The 22,810-nt window shown below is 59.4% G+C and carries 20 protein-coding genes; 11 read left to right on the plus strand and 9 right to left on the minus strand.

Translation table 11 applies throughout. The annotated features are described in order from the left end of the window. The first annotated feature begins 42 nt into the window (after positions 1 to 42). From BLW24_RS21160 to BLW24_RS21175, 4 genes are all read left to right on the plus strand, one after another. Positions 43 to 753: a histidine phosphatase family protein gene (locus BLW24_RS21160; RefSeq protein ID WP_090386677.1), complete on the plus strand. Its 711-nt coding sequence runs from the start codon at positions 43 to 45 to the stop codon at positions 751 to 753. 60 nt (positions 754 to 813) lie between these two features. Further along, on the plus strand, positions 814 to 1,125 hold the full coding sequence (locus BLW24_RS21165; RefSeq protein WP_090255840.1) for an SCP2 sterol-binding domain-containing protein: 312 nt from the start codon (positions 814 to 816) through the stop codon (positions 1,123 to 1,125). Positions 1,126 to 1,333: 208 nt separating this feature from the next. After that, positions 1,334 to 2,401, plus strand: a complete 1,068-nt coding sequence (locus tag BLW24_RS21170; RefSeq protein WP_090386679.1) for a phosphotransferase family protein — start codon at positions 1,334 to 1,336, stop codon at positions 2,399 to 2,401. Between the two features lie 206 nt (positions 2,402 to 2,607). Then, positions 2,608 to 3,375, plus strand: a complete 768-nt coding sequence (locus BLW24_RS21175; protein WP_090386681.1) for an SDR family oxidoreductase — start codon at positions 2,608 to 2,610, stop codon at positions 3,373 to 3,375. A 54-nt stretch (positions 3,376 to 3,429) separates the two neighbouring features. Here BLW24_RS21175 and BLW24_RS21180 read toward each other — a convergent pair whose 3' ends face one another. Then, the gene (locus BLW24_RS21180; protein WP_090386683.1) at positions 3,430 to 4,077 is read right to left on the minus strand and encodes a hypothetical protein; all 648 of its coding nucleotides are present in this window, start codon (positions 4,075 to 4,077) and stop codon (positions 3,430 to 3,432) included. A gap of 102 nt (positions 4,078 to 4,179) precedes the next feature. Here BLW24_RS21180 and BLW24_RS21185 point away from each other — a divergent pair, with 102 nt between their 5' ends. Next, on the plus strand, positions 4,180 to 4,965 hold the full coding sequence (locus BLW24_RS21185; protein WP_090386685.1) for a TSUP family transporter: 786 nt from the start codon (positions 4,180 to 4,182) through the stop codon (positions 4,963 to 4,965). Here the strand turns inward: BLW24_RS21185 and nudC are convergent. The 7 genes from nudC to BLW24_RS21220 all read right to left on the minus strand — a co-directional run bounded on the left by nudC (position 4,933) and on the right by BLW24_RS21220 (position 12,916). Continuing rightward, the gene (gene nudC, locus BLW24_RS21190) at positions 4,933 to 5,760 is read right to left on the minus strand and encodes an NAD(+) diphosphatase (RefSeq protein WP_090386687.1); all 828 of its coding nucleotides are present in this window, start codon (positions 5,758 to 5,760) and stop codon (positions 4,933 to 4,935) included. The two genes, BLW24_RS21185 and nudC, sit on opposite strands and share 33 nt — an antisense overlap. Before the next feature lie 2 nt (positions 5,761 to 5,762). Next, the gene (locus BLW24_RS21195; RefSeq protein WP_090386689.1) at positions 5,763 to 7,442 is read right to left on the minus strand and encodes a FimL-related protein; all 1,680 of its coding nucleotides are present in this window, start codon (positions 7,440 to 7,442) and stop codon (positions 5,763 to 5,765) included. Positions 7,443 to 7,492: 50 nt separating this feature from the next. Further along, entirely contained in the window at positions 7,493 to 8,305 is an 813-nt protein-coding gene (locus BLW24_RS21200; RefSeq protein WP_090387822.1) for a crotonase/enoyl-CoA hydratase family protein, read from the minus strand. Positions 8,306 to 8,542: 237 nt separating this feature from the next. After that, entirely contained in the window at positions 8,543 to 10,801 is a 2,259-nt protein-coding gene (locus tag BLW24_RS21205) for an Orn/Lys/Arg family decarboxylase (RefSeq protein WP_090386691.1), read from the minus strand. A gap of 128 nt (positions 10,802 to 10,929) precedes the next feature. Continuing rightward, positions 10,930 to 11,673 carry a DNA polymerase III subunit epsilon gene (dnaQ, locus tag BLW24_RS21210; protein WP_090386693.1) on the minus strand — a complete coding sequence of 248 codons (744 nt, stop codon included), beginning with the start codon at positions 11,671 to 11,673 and terminating at the stop codon, positions 10,930 to 10,932. Then, positions 11,666 to 12,118 (minus strand): ribonuclease HI, encoded by a 453-nt coding sequence (gene rnhA, locus BLW24_RS21215; protein ID WP_090386696.1) that lies wholly within the window; start codon positions 12,116 to 12,118, stop codon positions 11,666 to 11,668. The genes dnaQ and rnhA overlap by 8 nt, the downstream gene beginning before the upstream one ends. A gap of 36 nt (positions 12,119 to 12,154) precedes the next feature. Further along, positions 12,155 to 12,916, minus strand: a complete 762-nt coding sequence (locus tag BLW24_RS21220) for a class I SAM-dependent methyltransferase (RefSeq protein WP_090387823.1) — start codon at positions 12,914 to 12,916, stop codon at positions 12,155 to 12,157. Between the two features lie 74 nt (positions 12,917 to 12,990). Here BLW24_RS21220 and gloB point away from each other — a divergent pair, with 74 nt between their 5' ends. Next, positions 12,991 to 13,764: a hydroxyacylglutathione hydrolase gene (gene gloB / locus BLW24_RS21225; RefSeq protein WP_090387824.1), complete on the plus strand. Its 774-nt coding sequence runs from the start codon at positions 12,991 to 12,993 to the stop codon at positions 13,762 to 13,764. Between the two features lie 98 nt (positions 13,765 to 13,862). Beyond that, a complete protein-coding gene (locus BLW24_RS21230; RefSeq protein ID WP_090386698.1) occupies positions 13,863 to 15,440 on the plus strand; it encodes a lytic transglycosylase domain-containing protein in 1,578 nt (525 codons plus the stop codon). On the opposite strand, the gene BLW24_RS21235 is transcribed toward BLW24_RS21230, so the two are convergent. Then, positions 15,441 to 16,865: an HDOD domain-containing protein gene (locus tag BLW24_RS21235; RefSeq protein WP_090386700.1), complete on the minus strand. Its 1,425-nt coding sequence runs from the start codon at positions 16,863 to 16,865 to the stop codon at positions 15,441 to 15,443. 168 nt (positions 16,866 to 17,033) lie between these two features. On the opposite strand from BLW24_RS21235, the gene BLW24_RS21240 reads away from it, so the two are divergent. Genes BLW24_RS21240 through BLW24_RS21255 form a run of 4 tightly spaced genes read left to right on the plus strand, consistent with a single transcriptional unit; the run spans position 17,034 to position 22,809 of the window. Further along, a complete protein-coding gene (locus BLW24_RS21240; RefSeq protein ID WP_090387825.1) occupies positions 17,034 to 18,863 on the plus strand; it encodes an extracellular solute-binding protein in 1,830 nt (609 codons plus the stop codon). Continuing rightward, positions 18,860 to 20,713, plus strand: a complete 1,854-nt coding sequence (locus tag BLW24_RS21245) for an extracellular solute-binding protein (protein ID WP_090386702.1) — start codon at positions 18,860 to 18,862, stop codon at positions 20,711 to 20,713. The genes BLW24_RS21240 and BLW24_RS21245 overlap by 4 nt, the downstream gene beginning before the upstream one ends. A 1-nt stretch (position 20,714) precedes the next feature. Then, complete coding sequence (locus BLW24_RS21250) at positions 20,715 to 21,788, plus strand: microcin C ABC transporter permease YejB (protein WP_090386705.1); 1,074 nt, start codon at positions 20,715 to 20,717, stop codon at positions 21,786 to 21,788. A 1-nt stretch (position 21,789) separates the two neighbouring features. Further along, positions 21,790 to 22,809 (plus strand): ABC transporter permease, encoded by a 1,020-nt coding sequence (locus tag BLW24_RS21255; protein WP_090255856.1) that lies wholly within the window; start codon positions 21,790 to 21,792, stop codon positions 22,807 to 22,809. Position 22,810: the final 1 nt, after the last annotated feature.

Here is a 22,810-nt window from a genome sequence, read left to right on the forward strand (position 1 = left end):
CATACCCTCGCGAAACTTTCAACGTACCGGAATCGAGCGGACGTGGGCAGCATCTACCTGATTCGACATGGCCAAGCCTCCTTCGGTGCAGACGATTACGATGTGCTATCGCCCATCGGAATTCGCCAGGCCGAAGTGCTGGGCGCGCACCTCGCACAACTCGGCACGCGGATTGATCGCAGTGTCAGTGGTGATCTGCGCCGCCAGCAACACACCGCTAACAGCGCCTTACAGCAACTGCACGATGCCGGCATTGCCATACCGCAACTGGACATTGACTCTGCCTTTAATGAGTTCGACGCAGACGCAGTGATCCGCAGCCTGCTGCCGGGCATGCTTGGCGAAGAACCTGAAGCCATGCATACCCTGCGTAACGGCGCGAGCAACCGTGCCGAATTTCAGCGCTTGTTCGCCAAGCTGATTGGCCGCTGGATTTCTGGCGAACATGACATGCCGGAACTGCAAAGCTGGCAAGGCTTCGTCGAGCAGGTCCAGGGCGGCCTCACCCGCCTGCTTGAGCAGGCTGACAGCAAACAGAACATTGCCGTATTCACCTCGGGCGGCACTATTACCGCGCTGCTGCACCTGATTACCGGTATCGCGCCTGCGCAGGCTTTCGAGCTGAACTGGCAGATTGTTAACACCTCACTAAGCTGCCTGAAGTTTCGCGGCAGCCAAGTGAGCCTGGCTTCCTTCAACAGCCATGTGCATTTGCAGCTGTTGAAGGCGCCGGAGCTCATCACTTATCGATGAGCTCCGGCCCACTGCACCCATCACGGGCGCTAGAAAAAACCTGAGAAAAAGGAAGAAACCATGAGCGTTGCAGACATCGTCAATACCATGCAGTCCAAATTCAACGCCGGTGCCGCTGCAGGCCTGGACCTGGTGTTCCAATTCAACATCGAAGACGGCGAGAACTACGCTCTGATCGTCAAAGACGGCACCTGCGCCGTTGAGAAAGGCGACAATGCCAACGCCAACGTGACCCTGATCATGGACACCGAAACCCTGAAAGGCATCACCAGCGGCGAAACCGACGGTATGCAAGCCTTCATGTCCGGCAAACTGCGCGCCGAAGGCGACATGATGCTGGCCATGAAACTGGGCGAGCTGTTCCCGGTTTAAGCGGCAAGGCAACTACGCTACAGAACAAACCGGAGTCCTCGACTCCGGTTTTTTTATGACTAAAAACCGAGCTTTAATGGCCAATCAGGCAGCTTGATTGGGCAGCAACACGCCCACCTATAACGGCGTGTAATCCTTGTGAGCCACAGGTTGCAGCATTAGATTAGCTAATTATCTTAGGCACCCATCATAAGCAGAAGGGATAAACATGGCGCTTACTGACCAGTCCACCCGTATCCGCGAAGGCGAAGAACTCGACGCCGCGGTCATCGACCAGTACCTCAAGGCGCATATCCCCGGTCTGACGGACGAGCCACGCATCAGCCAATTTCCGGGCGGCGCCTCGAACCTGACCTACCTGCTGGAATACCCGGACAAAGAATTCGTCCTGCGCCGCCCGCCCTTTGGCCACAAGGCCAAATCCGCCCACGACATGGGCCGCGAGTACCGCATCCTCAATCAACTCAACGCCGGCTTCCCCTACTGCCCGAAAGCCTACGTGCACTGCACCGAGGAATCGGTAATCGGTGCCGAGTTCTACGTGATGGAGCGGGTCAACGGCATCATCCTGCGTTCGGACATGCCGGTTGAACTGAACTTCAACGCCGAGCAAACCCGCGAGCTGTGCAAGAGCTTTATCGACAAGATGGTCGAGCTGCACAACGTCGACTATCAGGCCTGCGGCCTGGGCGACCTGGGCAAGCCCGAAGGGTATGTGCAACGGCAGATCGGCGGCTGGAGTGATCGCTACGATAAGGCCCTGACCCCCGACGCCCCGTTGTGGGAACCGGTCAAAGCCTGGCTGCGCGACAAGATGCCAGCAGACCACCACAAGCCCGGCATCGTACACAACGATTACCGCTTCGATAACGTGATTCTCAACCCACAGAACCCAAGCCAGATCATCGGCGTGCTGGACTGGGAGCTGACCACCATCGGCGACCCGCTGATGGACCTGGGCAACACCCTCGCCTATTGGATCGAAGCCGGCGACTCGGCACCGATCCAGATGATGCGCCGACAGCCGAGCAATGCACCAGGCATGCTCACCCGTCAGCAGTTTGCCGATTACTACGCCGAACGCTCGGGCATCGAAATCAAGAGCATCGATTTCTACTACACCTACGGCCTGTTTCGCCTGGCCGGCATCGTGCAGCAGATTTACTACCGCTACTTCCATGGCCAGACCCAGGACAAGCGCTTCGCGCAGTTCATTCACATGAACAAACTGCTGGAGCAGATGAGCCTGCAGGTCATCAATAAATCGCAGCTGTAAACGGCCGAACAGGCCTCATAGAACCCATTCAAAGGCTTGCGAGCTAGAGCCATGCAAGGCGCTACGTAGTAACAGCCTCCGGCTGGTCAAAACGGCGAGGAAGCGGAGTTTACTTTTGTAAATGAGCATTCCGAGCCTGTTTTTAACGCAGCAGGGCCGACGCGCAGCAGACTTTGGATACGTTCTCAATAAGAAAGGAAAATCCCATGTCCAAAACCCATCTGTTCGACCTCGACGGCAAGATCGCTTTCGTCTCCGGCGCCAGCCGTGGCATCGGCGAGGCCATTGCCAAACTGCTGGCCCAACAAGGCGCTCATGTCATCGTCTCCAGTCGCAAGATTGATGACTGCCAGAAAGTCGCTGATGCCATCATCGCCGACGGCGGCAAGGCCACTGCGATTGCCTGTCACATTGGCGAAATGGAGCAGATCAGCAATGTCTTCGCGCAGATCAAAGAGCAATTCGGCCGCCTCGATGTGCTGGTCAACAACGCCGCCACCAACCCGCAGTTCTGCAACGTGCTGGACACCGATCTGGGCGCATTCCAGAAGACCGTGGATGTGAACATCCGTGGCTACTACTTCATGTCCATCGAAGGCGGCAAGCTGATGAAGGCCAACGGTGGTGGCAGCATTATCAATGTGGCCTCGATCAACGGCGTCTCGCCGGGCGAATTCCAGGGCATCTACTCGGTGACCAAGGCCGCCGTAATCAGCATGACCAAGGTCTTCGCCAAGGAGTGCGCGCAGTTCGGCATCCGCTGCAACGCCCTGCTGCCAGGCCTGACCGACACCAAGCTTGCCTCGGCCCTGACCAAGAACGACGCCATTCTCAAAGTCGCCCTGCAGCGCATCCCGCTCAAGCGCGTGGCCGATCCGAGTGAAATGGCCGGCACCGTACTATACCTGGCCAGCGACGCCTCCAGCTACACCACGGGCGTGGCGCTGAATGTGGACGGTGGCTTCCTCTCCTGAGATAGGCCATCCAATAAAAAAGGGACCCTCGGGTCCCTTTTTACTTCCTGGAATTTACTGCCAGTCTTTGAGCGCCTGCTTGGCCGCCGGATTCATCGGCTCGGCGAGCAAGCCTGCAGGTGTCAGGTTGATGCTGTACACCGCCTCATCTGCCAACGGCAGGTAAGTTACCCGGTGCGCCTGGGGGTCGAAGATAAACAGATCATGCTGGCCCAATCGCAGCCAGCGCCACAGATCGATGCCATACGGGCTGTGCGCCAGCTCGACACGGGTATGCTGGGCCAGGCTCTGCTGTTCGATGGAAAGAAAACGCCCCGAGAGTTTTTCCAGGCGATAACCTGGCTGCAAACCAATCAATTCGGCCAGGCCTTTCCACTGCAGGAAGCGCGCATCCAGCTGCCAGAGGTCGCCCTCCATGGTCAGCGTGCGTTCACGACCGCCCTCCAGCACGCTGACGCGATACAACGGGCCGTCAGCCTTGAAGCTCAATGTGGCCAGCGGCTTACCTTCAGGAATTGCTGCGTAGCTGCGCAAATCGTTGGCCAGCAGACCAATCAGCGCCGCCAGGGCGAGGAATGCCAGGCCGCAGGTACCACGCAACCAACCGAGAAACCAGTGCCGATTGAACAGGATGCGCGCCGCAACAAACACCGCCAGTAACCCCAGCAATGCCGTTGCCCATGCCAGTCCGCCATATTGCATCGCCATGCATTCCTTATGCTTGAAATTGCCGGCATTATGCGCAGCTACCTAGCTGTAGAACAGCAAGAGAACACCACAATTAGACACAGGACGTGTTTTTCAATGGCTTTCCCGTTTGAACTCAGTGTTGACCTGACCACCCTGGCGATTCTCGCCCTGGTCGCGTTTATTGCCGGCTTTATCGATGCAATTGCCGGCGGCGGCGGTTTGCTGACCATCCCCGCGCTACTCACTGCCGGCTTGCCGCCGCACCTGGCCCTGGGCACCAATAAACTCAGCTCAACCTTTGGCTCAGCCGCCGCCAGTTACACTTTCTACCGGCGTAAACTGTTTGACCCCGACCAATGGCGCAATGCATTGATCGGCACGGCCGTCGGCGCGCTGCTAGGCGCTGCCATGGCGCAGTGGCTGCCCTCGGAGTGGTTGAATCAGCTGTTACCTGCCGTGGTGTTTGGCTGCGGCCTGTACCTGCTGTTCGGCAAGACCCCGGATGCACCGCTGCTCGCCGAGGCACCGATTGCCAGAGGCCGACAGTGGCCGCAAAGCCTCAGCCTGGGTTTCTATGATGGGGTCGCGGGGCCCGGCACTGGCGCCTTCTGGACGGTCAGCAGTCTGCTGCTCTACCCGCTCGACCTGGTCAAGGCAAGCGGCGTGGCCCGCAGCATGAACTTCGTCAGCAATATCTGCGCCCTGACTGTATTTATAATCAGCGGGCAAGTGGCCTGGCTGCTAGGTGTCTGCATGGGGATGGCGCTGATGGTCGGCGCATTTCTCGGGGCACGCACAGCGATCAAGGGCGGTTCGAAGTTTATCCGCCCGGTATTTATTCTGGTGGTACTGGCGTTGACCGCACGCCTAGCCTGGCAGCACTGGTTCGGCCTGGCCTAGACGACGCGCCACATAGACGTCAATCAGATAACGGGCAATCGAACGCGAAGCCGGTAGTGGCGGCAGGTTATGCACACTGAACCACTGCGCATCCTCGATTTCATCGACCTGCATGACGATATCGCCACCGGCGTATTCGGCATGGAAGCCCAGCATCAGCGAATGCGGAAACGGCCAACCCTGGCTACCCAGGTACTGCAGGTTGCTGATCTCGACCCCAACCTCTTCACGAACTTCACGGGCCACGCAGTGCTCGACCGACTCCCCCGCTTCCACGAAGCCTGCCAGGGTGCTGTAGACCCCGGAAACAAAGCGCGGCGAGCGCGCCAGCAGAATCTCATCGCCGCGAGTAACCAGCACGATCATGCTTGGTGAAAGCCGCGGATAATGCTGCAGCTCACAGCGCACGCAGTGCATCGCGCGTTCGCCCGGCACATGTTGCATCGCTCCACCACAGCTGCCACAGAAACGATGCTGGCTGGCCCAGGTGCCAATCTGGGTGGCATAGCTGAGTAACTTGAAGGTATCGGCATCGCCCTGCAGCATAAATTGGCGCAGACTCTGCCAGGCGCAGCCCGGCATGTCGAAAGGCTGGCCAAGCTCCAACAGATAGACCGCATCACCATCAAAATGGCCAAGGCCATGTTCGGCGATAATCGGCAAATCCTGTTTTTTCAGCCATTCGCGGGGAAACAGCACACCGTTGCTGTCCGCGAGAAAGTGCTGCTTGCAGTGCACGACCACCCAGCCACCGGATTGCTGATTATCGAGCAGACTGGGTTGCCAGCGTTGCATGCTCAAGCCTCCAGCGGCATGCCCAGGGCCCGCACGCTTTCTGCGGCGAGATCAAGCACGCTCGGCTGCGTTTCCGGCCGCATCACCGCACCGGCCTCGAGGTAGTACTCCAGGCTACTCAGCGCGTCGGCGAGGGTTTCCAGCATCTGCTCGGACGGCATCTGCGATGCGTCGAACATATGCTGCTGGATGTAATCGGCGCAGGCACCCACCAGCAGCGCAGCACGCTCCTGACCGAGGAACCACAACCCACCACGCACGGCTTGCAGACTGAATGGTACGTTGGAAAGTCGCATGCGCTCGCCACCCGACTCCAGGTACGCGGTAATTGCACGCTTGGCCAGAGCCAGACCGGCCTGAGCCTCATCGACCACGACGATGCGTGCTTCATTAAGCTGATGCAGGGCAAAGGACTCGGCCTCGTCACCCGGCTGCGCCTGCGCAGGCCGCGTTTCACGGCGCTCGCCGCGCTCCAGACTGGCAACCATGCCTTCAACGTACAGCACGGCATCGGCCAGCTTATGCAGCTCCTGAGGTGCTGGCGCGTGTTCCTCGCTCCAACTGGCAACGGTTTGCAGTTGAGCATTAAGAGAGTTGCCCGCCGAACTCAGGCCAACCATGCCGAGGGTCTTGCTCAGTTTGCCGAGCAAGGTATGCAGGCTATTGAGGCTGTCGCCTTGCAGGGTGCCGCGCTCAATCAGGTCAAGCATATCCTTGACGCTGTTGAGCTCTTCGCGAATCGCCGAACTCAGCGAACGCATGACCGCCTGACCCGGGCCTGACAGACGCTGGTATTCCTCTTCCAGCAAATGATCGGTAAAGGGCAGCGGCGTCAGGCCGAAGACTTCACTGAGGGCTGCCGCTTGCGGCCCACGGGTATCCGCCAGGGCCACCAGATAGAGCAATTCCTTAAGCAGTCCCCGCGGCGCCTCGTACTGCCCATTGGCGAGCATCTGCTTGAGTTCGCGGTCAATCCGCGAGAACAGCTGCTTACGCGACTTGCGCGCCAGCAGCTGACCATCGACCTGCGCCTCAACGGCGGCAGCACCGACCCAACACAGGCGACCGCGTGGCTCGTTGGCAAACAGGCTATCGAGTCGCGTCAGTGCGCGCCCCATCAGCTTGAGGCTGGCCTGCGGGTTCTGCTCGCGGATAAAACCCAGCAGTCCTACCTGATACATATGCCGCAGACGGCGCCCTTCACTTTCACGTGCGGCACCATCAACCGATGGCGGAGCGGTACGTGGGCGAGCGTGGTCAAGGCGCGCACTGAAAAAGAAACTTTCCGGCAAGGCAGGCTGACCACCGGCCTGACGCAGATCATTGATTGCCGGCAGCAGCAGTTCCGGCATTTCCTGGCGATGAGCTTCAACGTTTTCCAGATAACGGCGCAGCACGTGCAATGCGTTACTCAACGCGGAAAGCTGCACATCGCGCTCTTCACCGGCGCCGGCAGGAATATCGGTGGCCTGATCCAGCACTTCCTGGGCCAGCAACTCGGCGCCGGCCAGCTCGATCAGGTTCAGCGTGCCGCGTACCTGATGCAGGTTTTCCACGGCCTGTTGCAGCAGGCTGCCATTGTGGCGGTCGGCGATAAAGTGTTCGAGGCTCGACTCAGCCTCCTCCATGGTGGTGAACAGTTCATCGCGCACCAGATTAAGCGACGTGGCTCCAGAAACCATGAGTTATTGCGCCTCCCGCGTCGGTGATAAGAACAGATGGAAGGGCAACATCAGTCAGCGAACTCCGGTTTCTGCTTGCTCATATGAGCCGTCATGGCCACCCGTAGATCTGCCGATTGCAGCATGGCGGCGTTCCAGGTGGCGATATATTCCAGGCCGTCATCGACCCGGTGATCACGCATGTAGCGAATCATTTCCTTGGTACCACGAATTGCCACCGGCGACTTACTGGCGATCTCGCGGGCGATGCCCATCACGCCATCAAGCAAGGCATCAACATCGGCATAGGTACGATTGACTAGACCAATGCTGCATGCCTCTTCACCACCAATGGTGCGACCGGTAAAGGCCAGCTCACGCATCATGCCATCACCAATAATGCGCGGCAGACGCTGCAGGGTGCCAACGTCAGCGGCCATGCCGATATCAATTTCCTTGATCGAGAACTGCGCATCGGTCGTCGAGTAACGCATGTCGCAGGCCGAGATCAGATCGATCGCACCACCCAGGCAATAGCCTTGAATGGCTGCAAGCACTGGCTTGCGGCAATTGTCCACGGCATTGAACGAGGCTTGCAGTTCGAGAATCTTGCGCCGCAGTTTTTCGGCATTACGGCCAACATCCGGACCCAGCTGGCTACCCACCGAGGCCAGCATCATCAGGTCGATGCCTGAGGAGAAATGTTTTCCTGCACCGGAGATCACCACTGCGCGCACCTCATCGGTGTCATCGACCCAGCGGAAAATCTCGATGATTTCGCGCCAGAAGTCCGCGTTCATCGCGTTGACTTTTTCCGGGCGATTGATCACCACATGGGCGACCTTATCTGCCAACGCGACATTAAAGGCTTTGTAGTCGGACACGGCAGTCATCCTCAGCTAGGGCGCAAGCGCACAATGAAAATCTTCTTATGCTAAAAATCGAGCAACTATAACAACCAACCGACAAATGTCGATGCTAGCCACTGTGACGCAGAACACGTCATCAAAGTTAAGCTCATTTTTTACTTATCGGCGATAAGCGCTTGATCTACTGAGGAAGACTGGCGGCAGCCAACGAATAACGCCGACGCCGCCAAGCAAAGCTGCAATCCAGAGCTGTCAGACCTTGATGCAATCCACGGTGTAGACGCCTTCCTCACGTTGCAGGCCATGCACATCGGCATCGAAACCAGGGAAGCTGCGATCAAAGGTGCGGGCAAATGCCAGGTAATCGATGATCGAGCGGGTCTGCGCGGTGAAACGCTCACCCGGCATGATCAGTGGAATACCTGGAGGATAGGGCACCAGCATCACCGCAGCAATTCGGCCTTCCAACTGCTCAATCGGTACCGCCTCGACTTCACCACGCACCAACTGGTTGTAGGCATCAGCCGGCTTGATCGCCACTTCCGGCAGCACCGTGTACATGCGTTTAAGCGCCTTGGCCGTAGCATTTTCACGGTAACAGGCATGCAGAGCATCGCACAGGTCGCGCAAGCCCATGCCCTGATAAAAAGTCTTACCGGCCTGGGCAATCGATGGCAACACATCACTTAATGGCAGGTTGGCGTCATAGCTGCGTTTGAACTCCAGAAGTTCGGTCAGCAGCGTGCTCCACTTGCCCTTGGTAATGCCCATGGAGAACAGCACCAGGAAGGAATACAGCCCGGTCTTTTCCACCACCAGGCCGCGCTCCCAAAGAAACTTGCTGACAACCGCAGCCGGAATACCGCGCGCGTCCAGCTTACCGTCGGCAGTCAACCCCGGCGTCACCAAGGTCACCTTGATCGGGTCGAGCAGCACGTAATCCTCGGCTACATCGCCAAAGCCGTGCCAGTCGGCTTGCGGTTGCAGCAGCCAGTTCTGGGTGACTACATCATCGGCGCCTTCGGCCTTGGCCGGCTGCCAGATGCTGAACCACCAGTCATCGCTACTGAGGTTCTGCCGCAGATTGGCCAGGGCACGGCGGAAGCTCAGCGCCTCATCGAAGGTTTCCTGAATCAGTGAGCGCCCGGCCGGACCTTCCATCATCGCCGAGGCCACATCCAGCGAAGCGATGATGCCGTACTGCGGTGAAGTCGAGATGTGCATCATGAAAGCTTCATTGAAGCGATCCCGATCCAGCTGACGCTTACCACCGTCCTGAACGTGGATCATTGAGGCCTGGCTGAACGCGGCCAGCAGCTTGTGGGTGGAGTGAGTGGTAAACACCAGCGGTGTATCTTCAGTGCGCGCGGTGCCCATGCCGTAACGCCCGCTGTAAAACTCATGAAATGCCGCATAGGCGTACCAGGCCTCGTCGAAATGCAGCACCTCGACGCTGTTGCCCAGGGTCTGCTTGATCAGTTCGGCGTTGCAACAGAGCCCGTCATAGGTCGAATTGGTCACCACCACCAGCCTGACCATCGCCCCGCTGCTGCTCGGCACGCGACCGCGGGCCAGCGGGCTGGCATCGATCTTGGCCTGAATCGATTCACGGCTGAATTCGCTCAGCGGAATCGGCCCGATAACCCCTAGCTCGTTGCGTTCCGGACACAAGTAGAGCGGGATCGCGCCAGTCATGATGATCGAATGCAGGATCGACTTGTGGCAGTTGCGATCCACCAGCACCAGGTCATCGCGGCCAACCATGGAATGCCAGACAATCTTGTTCGCCGTTGAGGTGCCGTTGATCACAAAATAGGTGTGATCCGCGCCGAAATTGCGCGCCGCGCGTGCCTCAGCCTCGGCCAAGGGGCCGGTGTGATCGAGCAGCGAGCCCAGTTCGGGCACCGATACCGAAAGATCCGAACGTAAGGTGTTCTCGCCAAAGATCTGGTGAAACGCCTGCCCCACTGGGCTTTTGCGATAGGCCACACCGCCGCCATGGCCGGGCGTGTGCCAGGAATAGTTGGATTGTGCAGTGTGCTGCACCAGGGCCTTGAAGAACGGCGGCAGCAGGCAATCCAGGTAATTGCGCGCAGCGCGGGCCACCTGACGGGCCAGAAAGGGCACGGTGTCTTCGAACAGATAGAGAATGCCGCGCAACTGGTTGAGATCGACCATGGCTTCGGCCGGCGCGTTCTCGATGGTCACCTGCTCACCCAGGGCGAAAATCGGCAACTGTGGCGCACGACGGCGAGCGATGCGGATCAGCTCGACCATGTCCTGCAGCAGGTTTTTGTTTTCACCCGCACCTTCGGCGGCGACCAGAATGCAGGCCAAGCCGTGGTGCGTGGAGGCCACAATGCGCCCCTCGGCGGAGCTGGCGGTGGAAAGAATGCTGAAGCCGTCCTGCTCCAGTTCTTGGGCGATGGCGCGTACCCGGTCACCGGCCACGGTATCGGCCTTGATGTCACGGTGCACGATCAGGACGGGGAACTTTAGGTCTTTATACATTGTGGCGTCCCTGAGAGTGACAGACTGAGCCTGCCTATCGTCTCAGGGTAGAGGCTGGCTCCGCCAGGCGGAACCCCCTCTGCGTGACGCTGTACGAAAAGGTCGCGAGTGGATAACTCGCGACGCTATCAAACCTCAGCTTTGGGCTGTTCCATCTGCACCCAGAGCGGCGGCGCGCCGGCGGATTTCTCGATAATCGCCAGACGCGCGGCATGCTCGGCAAGCTCAGCAGCACTGGTCTGGATCACCCGTGTACGCGCTCGCTCGGCAGGTAGGCGGCGGATCGCACTGGGCTGCTGACGGCCATTACCGTCGCCTTCCGAGCCATCGCCAGCCAGGGACAGATTGGTCTGCCCGCCGGTCATGGTCAGGTAGACGTCGGCAAGAATCTCGGCGTCGAGCAAGGCGCCGTGCAGATCACGGCCAGAGTTGTCGACGCCATAGCGTTTGCACAGGGCATCGAGGTTATTGCGCTGCCCTGGGTGGCGCTCGCGGGCCATCATCAGGGTATCGAGGATTGAGCAGTGCTCGCTGATATCGGCGCGGTCGTCCTGCTTGATCAGGGCGAACTCGTTGTTGATAAAGCCAACGTCGAACGCCGCGTTGTGGATGATCAGCTGCGCGCCCTTGATGAATTCGAAGAACTCATCGGCGACTTCCTTGAAGCGCGGCTTGTCTTTGACAAAGTCGTTGGTGATGCCGTGCACCGCAATCGCGCCTTCGTCAATCTCGCGATCAGGCTGCAGATAAACGTGAAAATGCCGCCCGGTCAGGCGCCGGCCGATCAGTTCGACACAACCGATTTCGATAATCCGGTGGCCATCAGCCACCGGCATACCCGTGGTTTCTGTATCGAGCACCACACTACGCATGCTTCAACCCTCTTACTTCATCCACACCGCGATTGGCCAATTGGTCGGCACGCTCATTACCCGGATGGCCGGTATGACCACGCACCCATTGCCACGTCACCTGGTGGCGATTGACCTGTTCGTCCAGCGCCTGCCATAGATCGGCGTTCTTCACTGGTTCTTTGGCGGCGGTTTTCCAGCCGCGCTTCTTCCAATTCGGCATCCACTCCTGGATACCCTTCATCACATACTGCGAGTCGGTAATCAGGCGCACCGAACAGGGCCGAGTCAGCGCAATCAAGGCACAAATCGCCGCCATCAGCTCCATGCGGTTATTGGTGGTGTTGGGCTCACCGCCCCACAGCTCCTTCTCCACACCTTTGCAAACCAACAACGCGCCCCAGCCACCAATGCCAGGATTGCCCTTGCAGGCGCCGTCGGTATAGATCTCGACCTGTTCACTCATGTATCTGCAATCCTCGCTCAATTATTCCGGCCGATGCTATTTCTGAGGTGTTTCGCGGCGACTGACTTTGGCCACCGGCATCGGCAGCAGCTTGCCCACCGGTTGCCGATTGGGCTGGCGCAATGGCCGCAGCCCCACGACCAGCTTGCGGGCCACCAGCACGTAAAAACCGCCGCCGGGAGGCTGCCAGGCCACGCCCAGTCGCTCCAGCCCAGCCAGCCGCGCCTGCCAGGCCGGCGCAGAAAGCGGCGGACGATAGCACCCGAAGCGGCGTTTCTCCAGCGCGAAGCCCAGCAGGTGCAGCCAGTCACTGACCCGATTGGGCGCAATGCAACGGGCCTGACGCAGTGCGTCGCGGGTAAATAGGCGGCGCACGCCCCAGCTACTCATCGGGTTGATCCCGACGATCAGCAGATGCCCTCCCGGCCGCACGCTGCGCGCCGCCTCACGGAGCAAACCGTGGGGCGACAGACTGAAATCCAAGCCGTGCTGCAACACCACCACATCGGCGGCATGTTCGGTGAGCGGCCAGGATTGCTCCTCACAAACGATCTCCACGCCCTTGAACGGCGCGCCCAGGCGCACGCTGCGCTGAATCTGCTGAGCGTCCGGCGGCGTGTCGGCGGCTGGGCCGTAATGCACCAGGTAGCCACCAAAGAAGCGCGCCAGCTCTTCTTCGAGCAATTGCCGCTCCTGCTCCAACAGCAACCGCCCGAGCGGGCCGCTCAGCCAGTTGCGCGCTGCGGCGATCAGGTCGAGCCATTCACTGTCTGCGTGGGCAAAAGCGTGATCGGACATAAGAAATACCTGCGTAGCCAGCACCGCCATTGCACCCTAAGATGCACCTTTGTGCCCTGCTTAGCGACCAACTGATGATAAAAATCGACGCCTTGCCTGCATTCTCCGACAACTATATATGGCTGCTGCAAGACCTGAAGCAGCGTCGCTGCGCGGTTGTTGACCCCGGTGACGCCGCGCCGGTCGAGGCCTGGCTGTCGGCCAACCCCGGCTGGCAGTTGAGCGACATTCTGATCACCCACCATCATTTCGATCACGTCGGTGGTATTGAACGACTGAAGACGGCAACCGGTGCTCGGGTATTGGGTCCGGCCAATGAAAAGATCCCAGGGCGCGACCTGGCGTTGCGCGACGGCGACCAGGCTGAAGTGCTGGGCCAGCGATTCGACATATATGAAGTACCGGGTCACACGCTCGGGCATATCGCCTATATCCAGCCCGAGCAGCACTGGCTATTCTGCGGCGACACGTTGTTTGCTGGTGGCTGTGGTCGCCTGTTCGAAGGCAGCCCCGAACAGATGCACCACTCGCTCAGCCGCCTGGCTGCCCTCCCCGAACAGACTCAGGTGTTCTGTACCCATGAATACACCCTGAGCAACTTGCGCTTTGCCGCGGCTGTTGAGTCCGATAATCCGCAAATCCAGCAACGTCTAGCACAGGTCAGCCAATGGCGCGAAGCCGGACAAATCAGCCTGCCGTCATCAATTGGCCTGGAGCGTGCCACCAATCCTTTTTTACGCAGCGCACAACCGTCGGTCGGCGCCCGTATTAGCGAGCGTGAAGGGGCTGCAAGCCGCTCACCAGTGCAGGTTTTCGCTGCCTTACGTGCCTGGAAGGACCATTTCTAAACCTCGACAACCACACAAAAGACTGGTTAAAACTTGACCAACGCCATGCTACTTCCTAGAATCGCCCGACCTTTTCGCCGGGAAGTACATCGCCGCCAATGCCTTTATCACCACGCAAGACCTTGAATTTAAAGGCATTGACACAAAGCGCTCAGACGCTTGTGGTGATCATGTGCATAACCCTGGCCGGTTGCCAGACCAGCAACCGATACCGCCCAGACAGTGACCGCGATACCGATCACGCGGTCGGTCTCGAGCAAGAACCGGAATGGCTCAGCAGCGGCGTGGCACCAGCACCCGAAGAACCCAAGGACATCTGGGAACGGGTGCGCAACGGCTACCAGCTGCAGGACACCATCACCCTCAACCCGCGTATCGAGCAACAACGTCTGTGGTTCGTCAGCAACCCTACGTTTATCGAAAAAGCCGGCGAGCGCAGCAGCCCTTATATCCACTTCATCGTTGAGCGCCTGGAGCAGCGCAACATGCCGATGGAGCTGGCACTGCTGCCAATGATCGAAAGCTCGTACAACCCGCTGGCTTACTCCCATGCCAATGCAGTTGGGCTGTGGCAGTTCATCCCCTCTACCGGCCGCAACTTCAACCTGCGCCAAACCAACTGGTATGACGGCCGCCGCGATGTGATGGCCTCAACCGATGCGGCGATCAGCTACCTGACTCGTCTCAAGGAAATGTTCAACGGCGACTGGCTGTTGGCCCTGGCGGCATACAACGCGGGCGAAGGCCGCGTCAGCCGAGCGATTGAGCGCAACCAGAAGCTCGGCCTGCCGACCGACTACTGGAACCTCTCGCTGCCGGTTGAAACCCAGAATTACGTGCCCAAGCTGCTGGCCCTCTCGCAAGTGGTGATGACGCCGCAAGCCTATGGCGTCAGCCTCGCTCCGATTGCCAACGAACCGTATTTCGAGAAGATTGTGTTCACCCAGCGCATGGATCTCGCGCGCGTCGCCGCCATGGCCGACCTGGATGAAGACGAGCTGTACCTGCTCAACCCCGCATTCAAGAAAGGCATAACCCTCGACGGCCCAAAGCACCTGCTGGTACCAACCGACAAGGCCGAGCTGCTGACCGCCAACCTGTCATTAATGAAACCTCAGGAATTGGTGGACTGGCAGCAGTACCGGGTGCGCTCAGGCGACAGCCTGCACAGCATCGCCAACCGTCATCAGCTGACCGTGAACACCCTGAAGGACATCAACAAGCTGACAAGCAATAACCTGCGTATTGGCCAGGTGTTGAGCATTCCCGCACAGCCCGGTGTAGCGGCACGCGAACCGGTATTCCAGCGCAGCGTTGCACACAGCGCACCGAGCCTGAGCTATCGGGTAAAAAGCGGCGACAACCTCTGGCTGATAGCCAAGAACCACAAGGTTGCGGTCAAGGATGTGCAGCGCTGGAACAAGCTGTCCGGCAACAGCTTGCGGGTCGGTCAGGTGCTCACCTTGCAAGCCGGCAGCCCCAGCAGCGGTGCGAGCGGCAGCAGCGGCAGTGCGCCACGGCAGAGCGCGACCTATTACAAGGTGCGCCAGGGTGACTCGCTGTACTTGATCGCCAAGCGCGTCAAGGTGCCGATGAAGAGCCTGCAGAACTGGAACCCCAAAGCCGGCAAGGCGCTCAAGCCAGGGCAGACCCTGACTTTGTACAGCGTCAACTGATCAGGCCTTCTTGCTCATCGCTTCCAGACAGCGCCCGGTCAACTGGGTAAAACGCTGAAAGGCAACAAACTGTTCATGTTTCAACGCCCGCCCCGATACCCGACTGTCGGCATACAGAAGGCCGATCTCCCGAGTACCGGCCAATAGTGGCGCGATAAAGAGCATGCCCTGCCCCAGGCGGTGACGAATGGGCTGAGTGACCAGTTCATTAAGGTTGTAACTGGCCGGCACGCCCATCCAGAGCGCTTCTTTATTACGCAGTGCATAACTGAAAATATGCGGTTGCTCTTTCTGCGACACGGGCAGAACGAAGTCATGGTTCCAGCCCTCAGTGCCTTCGCCAATCACCCGTTTGGCGCGGAAACAGCTCTGCCCGTCCGCCAGCACCACCAACATGATGCGCTCCAACCCCGCGCCCTGATGCAGGCCCTTGAACAAGGTGTCGAGCACCAGGCCGAGATCGCCACGACGCGAAACCATCAGACCGAGGTCCTGCAAGGCCTGCTGCAAAACCAGCAGATTGGGCTGCAACAGACGCGCCTTGCGCTGTTCCTGCTGTAAACGAATCTGTTCCGGGTCGGTATTGGGGATCAGCTTGCACAGCTGGCTGGCGCCGAAGGTCGCTGCCATCTTCACGGTTTCCTCGGCGCTGGCCAGCACTTGCTGCATGGCTTCCTGCGGGGTCACCCCGATAAAACTGGCCAACTGCCCTATCAGCGCCTCCATTACTGGAGTATCCCAGCCATCCAGCGCCGCCTGACTGATCTTTGCCCCCAGGGCCACAGCCTTGACGGCCGGATCATTCTGGCTGGTTGACTGATGCGCGAGGCTGACGGTGTCGCCCAGGCTCCAGCTTTTCACCAGCGCCAAACTCAGCTGGCGGAAACTGGTGCCCAGCAGCTGCATCACCACCTCATCTTCATCGACACCCGGCTGAGCCAGAGCACTGGCCAGATCATCCGCCGCATCCCCGGCACAACCCCAGAACGCGAGCTCACCGACGTTATGCAGCAAGGCGGCGATAAACACTTCCTCATCATTTTTCGTCAGCACATAGCCGGCGATATTGCGCGCCTGCACGGCGGCATGAAACGAGCGTGCCAATAGTTCGGCAAGCTGATCGCGTGAGCTGCGCGCCAGCAGGCCATCGATCAGACTGACCGACAGACCGATCTGCCGCACATTATCGAAACCGATCAGCACGATGGCTCGAGAAATGGTGCGGATAGGCTCTTGGGACGGGTTGTAATACACACTATTGCCGATACGCAGCACCTTGGTGGTCAAGGCCGCGTCGCGTAGCAGAACGTCTGCCAGTTGCTGCACAGACGATTTGTCACCCAGGGTCAAACGATGCAGATCCTGCACCACTGCGGCCAGAGCGGGTAATTCGGCTTGGTTGAAGCGATCAATCCATGACTGCAAACCATGGCAAGCTGTTACCAAAGTGACACCCTCATATTCTAGTGATTTCAGTGTAGTCAAAGTGCCGCTATCGGCTGCTGTCGAGCCTACCCTTTTTCCAGCCCATACAAGCTGTTAATGTGCCTGACCAGCAGCCCACAAGACGCCACTGATCGGATATTTCACTTGATACGTCCCCTCCTCTCGTTACTTCTCTGCATGGCCATCAGTTCATCTGCCTGGGCCACTCTGTATAAAAGCCACGGTTACGCCCAGTTTGGCGAGTTGAAGTATCCCGCGAGCTTCACCCATTTTGCCTGGGTCAACCCGGAAGCCCCCAAAGGTGGCACGCTGCGGATGATGGCCAACGGCACGTTCGACACGCTCAACCCCTACACCCTCAAGGGCAGCAGCCCGATCAGCACCGCCAATTTCTTGCAATACGGAGTCAACGAGCTGAATGCGCCGTTGATGGTCGGCACCGGCGCCTATGACCCTTCCGGTGACGAGCCCGCCTCCAGCTACGGCCTGATCGCCGCGTCGGTTGAGTACAGCGATGATCGCAGCTGGGTGGTGTTCAACCTGCGTCCCGAGGCGCGCTTTCACGACGGTAAGCCGATCACCGCCTATGACGTGGCCTTCTCCTACCGCCTGCTGCTCAAGGACGGTCACCCGCAGTACCGCACCAACCTGCAGGAAGTAAAACGGGTCGATATCCTCAATCGCCACAGCATCCGTTTTGTTCTCAAGCGTGCCGGCAACTCTCTGCTGATCCTGCGCCTGGGTGAATTACCGGTACTGCCGCAGCACTACTGGAAAGGACGCGACTTCAAGGCCACCACCTATGAGCCACCACTGGGCAGCGGGCCCTACCGCATTACCCAGGTCAGCCCTGGGCGCAGCCTGCGCTTTGAGCGGGTCAAGGACTGGTGGGGCGCGAAACTGCCGGTCAACCGCGGCAAATACAATTTCGATCGGGTCGACGTGGAGTTCTACCGCGACAGCCATGTGGCGTTCAAGGCGTTCAAGGCCGGCGAGTTCGACATTTATATCGAACAGCAGGCGAAGAACTGGGCCAACGGCTATCGCTTCCCGGCATTGAGCAGTGGCGAAGTGATCCGCGCCGAGATCCCGCACCAGATCCCGACCCAGACCCAGGCGCTGTTTATGAACACCCGCCGCGAGGTGTTTGCTGACCGCCAGGTACGCGAAGCCCTGGGCCTTATGTTCGACTTCGAGTGGGCCAACCGCGCACTGTTCAACAGCTCCTACACTCGCGCTAAAAGCTACTACCCCAACAGCGAGTTTTCAGCGCGAGGCAAACCGGAAGGTGCCGAATGGCTGTTGCTTTCGCCCTACCGCAAGCAGTTGCAAGCACGCCTGTTCAGTGAGCCGTTCAGCATGCCGCAGACCGACGGCCGCGGCATCCCGCGGGAAACCTTGCGCCGCGCCCTCGGTCTATTGGCCGAAGCCGGCTGGAAGCCCTCCGGCCAACGCCTGCTCAACAGTGAGGGGCAGCCGCTGCGCTTTGAAATATTGCTGGTCAACCCGAACCTTGAACGCATTCTCCAACCCTTTACCGAGAACCTTGCCAGCATTGGCATCCAGGCCAACCTGCGCACCGTCGACCGCGCCCAATACAAGCAGCGCCTCGACCAGTACGACTTCGACATGATTCTGCTCACCCTGCCGCAAACCCTCAGCCCCGGCCTGGAACAGTCGCTGTATTTCCATTCCTCCCAGGCCAAGATCAAAGGTGGCAGGAACTACGCCGGGGTCACCCACCCGGCGGTCGACGCACTGATTGAAAAGCTGCTGTCGGCACAGAGCCGCGACGAGCAAGTCGCCGCCACCCGCGCCCTTGACCGAGTACTGTTGTGGCAGCACTACAGCATTCCGAACTGGTATATCGATTACCACCGCCTGGCTTACCGCAACCGATTTGCCTTCGTCACCACGCCGCCCTACACCCTGGGCCTGCGTACCTGGTGGCTGAAATCCATGGAGAACGCTGAATGACCCATGCATTGCGCGCCCTGTTTATCCACGCCAGCAGCATTGCCCTGCTTGGCGTTGCCAGCCTGGCCCTGGCCAGCCCCAAGCACGCACAAACCCTGTATGACGAACAGCCCAAGTACCCGCCTGACTTCAAGCACTTCGACTACGTCAACCCGGATGCGCCCAAAGGCGGCACCCTGCGTCAGGCCGGTTTTGGCGGCTTCGATAGCCTCAACCCCTTTATCAACAAGGGCGTGCCGGCCGACGACATCGGCATGATCTACGACACTTTGACTCGCCACGGCCTGGATGAACCCTTTACCGAATACGGTCTGCTCGCGGAAAAGATTGAGAAAGCCCCGGACAACGCCTGGGTACGCTTCTACCTGCGCCCCGAGGCACGCTTCCACGACGGTCAGCCGGTGACCGCCGAAGACGTCAAATTCAGCTTCGACACCCTGATGAGCAAAGGCGCTCCGATGTACCGTGGCTACTACGCCGATGTCGAAAAGGTCGAGGTCGAAAGCCCCCGACGCGTGCGTTTTGTCTTCAAGCATGCCGGTAACCGTGAGCTGCCATTAATCGTCGGCCAGCTACCAGTGCTGCCAAAACACTGGTGGGCCGAGCGTGACTTCAGCAAAGGCAACCTCGACGTGCCACTGGGCAGCGGGCCGTACAAGGTGGCAGACGTGCAGGCAGGCCGCTCGATCCGCTATGAGCGAGTCAAGGAGTGGTGGGGGAAAGACCTGCCGGTCAATCGCGGCTTCTACAACTTCGACACCCTGCAAATCGACTACTACCGCGACAATACAGTCGCCCTGGAAGCGCTCAAGGCTGGGCAATTCGACTACTGGCTAGAAATCAGCGCAAAGAACTGGGCCACCGCCTACAACACCCCCGCAGTTGCCAACGGCCAGCTGATCAAGGAAGAGATCGCCAACCACAACCCCACGGGTATGCAGGGCTTTATCTTCAACACCCGCCGCCCGCTGTTTGCCGATCGCCGCGTGCGTGAAGCATTAGGCTTGCTGTTTGATTTTGAATGGGCCAATCGGCAGTTGTTCAACGGCGCCTACACGCGCACGCGCAGCTACTTCGACAACTCCGAGCTGGCCTCCGTCGGCCTACCTTCCGCGGATGAGTTGAAGCTGCTGGAGCCACTGCGTGCACAGATTCCGCCTCAGGTATTTACCGACGAATATCAGCCTTCGGTCACCGATGGCAGCGGCATCATTCGTGAGCAGCAGCGCCGCGCTTACCAACTGCTGCAGGAGGCCGGCTGGCGTGTGGATGGCGACAGGATGCTCGACAGCACGGGCAAGCCGGTGAGCATCGAATTCCTGCTGGCGCAAACCGAATTCGAGCGCATTCTGCTGCCGTTCAAACGCAATCTGGCCGACCTGGGTATTGAACTGGTAATCCGCCGCGTCGACGTATCTCAGTACATCAACCGTCTACGTTCACGCGACTTCGACCTGATCGTCGGAGGCTTTGGTCAATCCAACTCCCCTGGCAACGAGCAGCGCGAATACTGGCACTCCAGCAGCGCCGACAATCCCGGCAGTCGCAACTTTATCGGCCTGAAAGACCCGGCCGTGGACAGCCTAGTCGAGGGCCTGATCAATGCCGACTCGCGCCAGAGCCTGATCACCCATACGCGCGCCCTCGACCGCATACTGCTGTGGGGCCATTACGTGGTGCCCAACTGGCATATCAAGACCTGGCGCGTGGCCTACTGGAACCGCTTCGAGCACCCCAAAGTCAGTCCGCAATACGACATAGGCCTACACACCTGGTGGGCTCGGGCGAAATCTCCTGAAGCGGCGGCCGACGGAGCTGCCACACAGAACACTGCCGACGTGGAGCAATAACATGCTGGCGTATATCGTTCGTCGGCTGCTGCTGATCATTCCCACGTTGTTCGGCATTCTGCTGATCAACTTCATCATCATCCAGGCCGCCCCCGGTGGCCCGGTCGAGCAGATGATCGCCAAACTGGAAGGTTTTGACGGTGCCACCAGCCGGATTGCCGGCGGCGGCGCCGAAGTCTCGGTGGCGGGTTCCAACTACCGTGGCGCCCAGGGGCTGGACCCGGAGCTGGTGGCGGAAATCGAACGCATGTACGGCTTCGATAAATCCGCACCGGAACGCTTCTGGCTAATGCTCAGGAGCTACGCGCAGCTGGACTTCGGCTCGAGCTTCTTTCGCGATGCCGAGGTTATCGACCTGATCATCGAGAAGATGCCGGTGTCGATCTCCCTGGGGCTGTGGAGCACGCTGATCATGTATCTGGTGTCGATCCCGCTGGGCATCGCCAAGGCCACCCGCCATGGCAGTGCTTTCGACGTGTGGACCAGCTCGGCGATCATCGTCGGTTATGCCATCCCCGCCTTCCTCTTCGCCATTCTGCTGATCGTGCTGTTTGCCGGCGGCAGCTACTGGGACTGGTTCCCGCTGCGCGGGCTGACTTCGAACAATTTCGACGAGCTGAGCTTTACCGGCAAGCTGCTCGACTACTTCTGGCACCTGGCGCTGCCCGTCACCGCCCTGGTGATCGGCAACTTCGCCACCCTGACACTGCTGACCAAGAACAGCTTTCTCGATGAGATCAACAAACAATACGTGGTCACTGCCCGCGCCAAGGGCTTGAGCAACAACCGCGTGCTCTATGGCCATGTGTTCCGTAACGCCATGCTGATCATCATCGCCGGCTTTCCGGCGGCCTTTATCGGCATTTTCTTTACCGGCTCCTTGCTGATCGAGGTGATCTTCTCCCTCGACGGCCTTGGCCTGATGAGTTTCGAGGCCGCCATCAACCGCGATTACCCGGTGGTGTTCGGCACCCTGTTTATCTTCACGTTGCTGGGCCTGGTGGTGAAATTGATCGGCGACATTACCTACACCCTGGTCGATCCGCGTATCGACTTTGAAAGCCGGGAGGGTTGAGATGAAACTGTCGCCAATCAATCAACGCCGCTTCCAGCTGTTCAAGGCGCACAAACGCGGCTGGTGGTCGCTGTGGGTGTTCCTCGCACTGTTTTTCGTCACCCTCGGCGCCGAACTGATCGCCAACGACAAACCGCTGGTGGTGGGCTACGACAACGAGCTGTATTTCCCGGTATTCAAGCGCTACCCGGAAACCACCTTCGGTGGTGAGTTTCCGCTGCAGGCCAACTATAAAAGCCCGTATATCCAGGAGCTGATCAAGGAAAAGGACGGTTGGATGATCTGGCCGCCAATCCGCTACAGCTACTCCAGCATCAACTACGACCTGCAGGTGCCGGCCCCTGCGCCGCCCTCGGCGGAAAACCTGCTGGGAACAGATGACCAAGGCCGCGATGTATTGGCGCGAGTGATCTACGGTTTTCGCATTTCCGTGCTGTTTGCCCTGATTCTGACCCTGGCCAGCTCGGTGATCGGCGTGTTTGCCGGCGCCCTGCAGGGCTTCTATGGTGGTTGGGTCGACCTGGCTGGGCAACGCTTTCTGGAGATCTGGTCGGGCCTGCCGGTGCTGTACCTGTTGATCATCCTCGCCAGCTTCGTGCAACCGAACTTCTGGTGGCTGCTGGGCATCATGCTGCTGTTTTCCTGGATGAGCCTGGTGGATGTGGTGCGTGCCGAGTTCCTGCGCGGGCGCAACCTGGAATACGTGCGCGCAGCCCGTGCGCTGGGCATGCAGAACGGCTCGATCATGTTCCGCCATATCCTGCCCAACGCGATGATTTCTACCATGACCTTTATGCCGTTTATCCTCACCGGCGCGATCGGCACCCTCACCGCGCTGGATTTCCTCGGTTTCGGCCTGCCGCCTGGCGCGCCGTCACTCGGCGAACTGGTGGCCCAGGGCAAATCCAACCTGCAGGCGCCCTGGCTCGGTATCAGCGCCTTTGCCGTACTCGCCCTGATGCTCAGCTTGCTGGTGTTTATCGGCGAAGCGGCACGCGATGCCTTCGATCCGAGGAAATAAC

This window comes from Pseudomonas anguilliseptica, assembly GCF_900105355.1.
Classification (GTDB): domain Bacteria; phylum Pseudomonadota; class Gammaproteobacteria; order Pseudomonadales; family Pseudomonadaceae; genus Aquipseudomonas; species Aquipseudomonas anguilliseptica.

What these genes read in the sequence shown, in the direction of transcription:
- BLW24_RS21165 (WP_090255840.1), top strand. Translation starts at nt 814, where the DNA reads ATGAGCGTTGCAGACATCGTCAATACCATGCAGTCCAAATTCAACGCC.
- BLW24_RS21170 (WP_090386679.1), top strand. Translation starts at nt 1,334, where the DNA reads ATGGCGCTTACTGACCAGTCCACCCGTATCCGCGAAGGCGAAGAACTC.
- BLW24_RS21175 (WP_090386681.1), top strand. Translation starts at nt 2,608, where the DNA reads ATGTCCAAAACCCATCTGTTCGACCTCGACGGCAAGATCGCTTTCGTC.
- BLW24_RS21180 (WP_090386683.1), bottom strand. Translation starts at nt 4,077, where the DNA reads ATGCAATATGGCGGACTGGCATGGGCAACGGCATTGCTGGGGTTACTG.
- BLW24_RS21185 (WP_090386685.1), top strand. Translation starts at nt 4,180, where the DNA reads ATGGCTTTCCCGTTTGAACTCAGTGTTGACCTGACCACCCTGGCGATT.
- nudC (WP_090386687.1), bottom strand. Translation starts at nt 5,760, where the DNA reads ATGCAACGCTGGCAACCCAGTCTGCTCGATAATCAGCAATCCGGTGGC.
- BLW24_RS21195 (WP_090386689.1), bottom strand. Translation starts at nt 7,442, where the DNA reads ATGGTTTCTGGAGCCACGTCGCTTAATCTGGTGCGCGATGAACTGTTC.
- BLW24_RS21205 (WP_090386691.1), bottom strand. Translation starts at nt 10,801, where the DNA reads ATGTATAAAGACCTAAAGTTCCCCGTCCTGATCGTGCACCGTGACATC.
- dnaQ (WP_090386693.1), bottom strand. Translation starts at nt 11,673, where the DNA reads ATGCGTAGTGTGGTGCTCGATACAGAAACCACGGGTATGCCGGTGGCT.
- rnhA (WP_090386696.1), bottom strand. Translation starts at nt 12,118, where the DNA reads ATGAGTGAACAGGTCGAGATCTATACCGACGGCGCCTGCAAGGGCAAT.
- BLW24_RS21220 (WP_090387823.1), bottom strand. Translation starts at nt 12,916, where the DNA reads ATGTCCGATCACGCTTTTGCCCACGCAGACAGTGAATGGCTCGACCTG.
- gloB (WP_090387824.1), top strand. Translation starts at nt 12,991, where the DNA reads ATGATAAAAATCGACGCCTTGCCTGCATTCTCCGACAACTATATATGG.
- BLW24_RS21230 (WP_090386698.1), top strand. Translation starts at nt 13,863, where the DNA reads ATGCCTTTATCACCACGCAAGACCTTGAATTTAAAGGCATTGACACAA.
- BLW24_RS21245 (WP_090386702.1), top strand. Translation starts at nt 18,860, where the DNA reads ATGACCCATGCATTGCGCGCCCTGTTTATCCACGCCAGCAGCATTGCC.
- BLW24_RS21250 (WP_090386705.1), top strand. Translation starts at nt 20,715, where the DNA reads ATGCTGGCGTATATCGTTCGTCGGCTGCTGCTGATCATTCCCACGTTG.
- BLW24_RS21255 (WP_090255856.1), top strand. Translation starts at nt 21,790, where the DNA reads ATGAAACTGTCGCCAATCAATCAACGCCGCTTCCAGCTGTTCAAGGCG.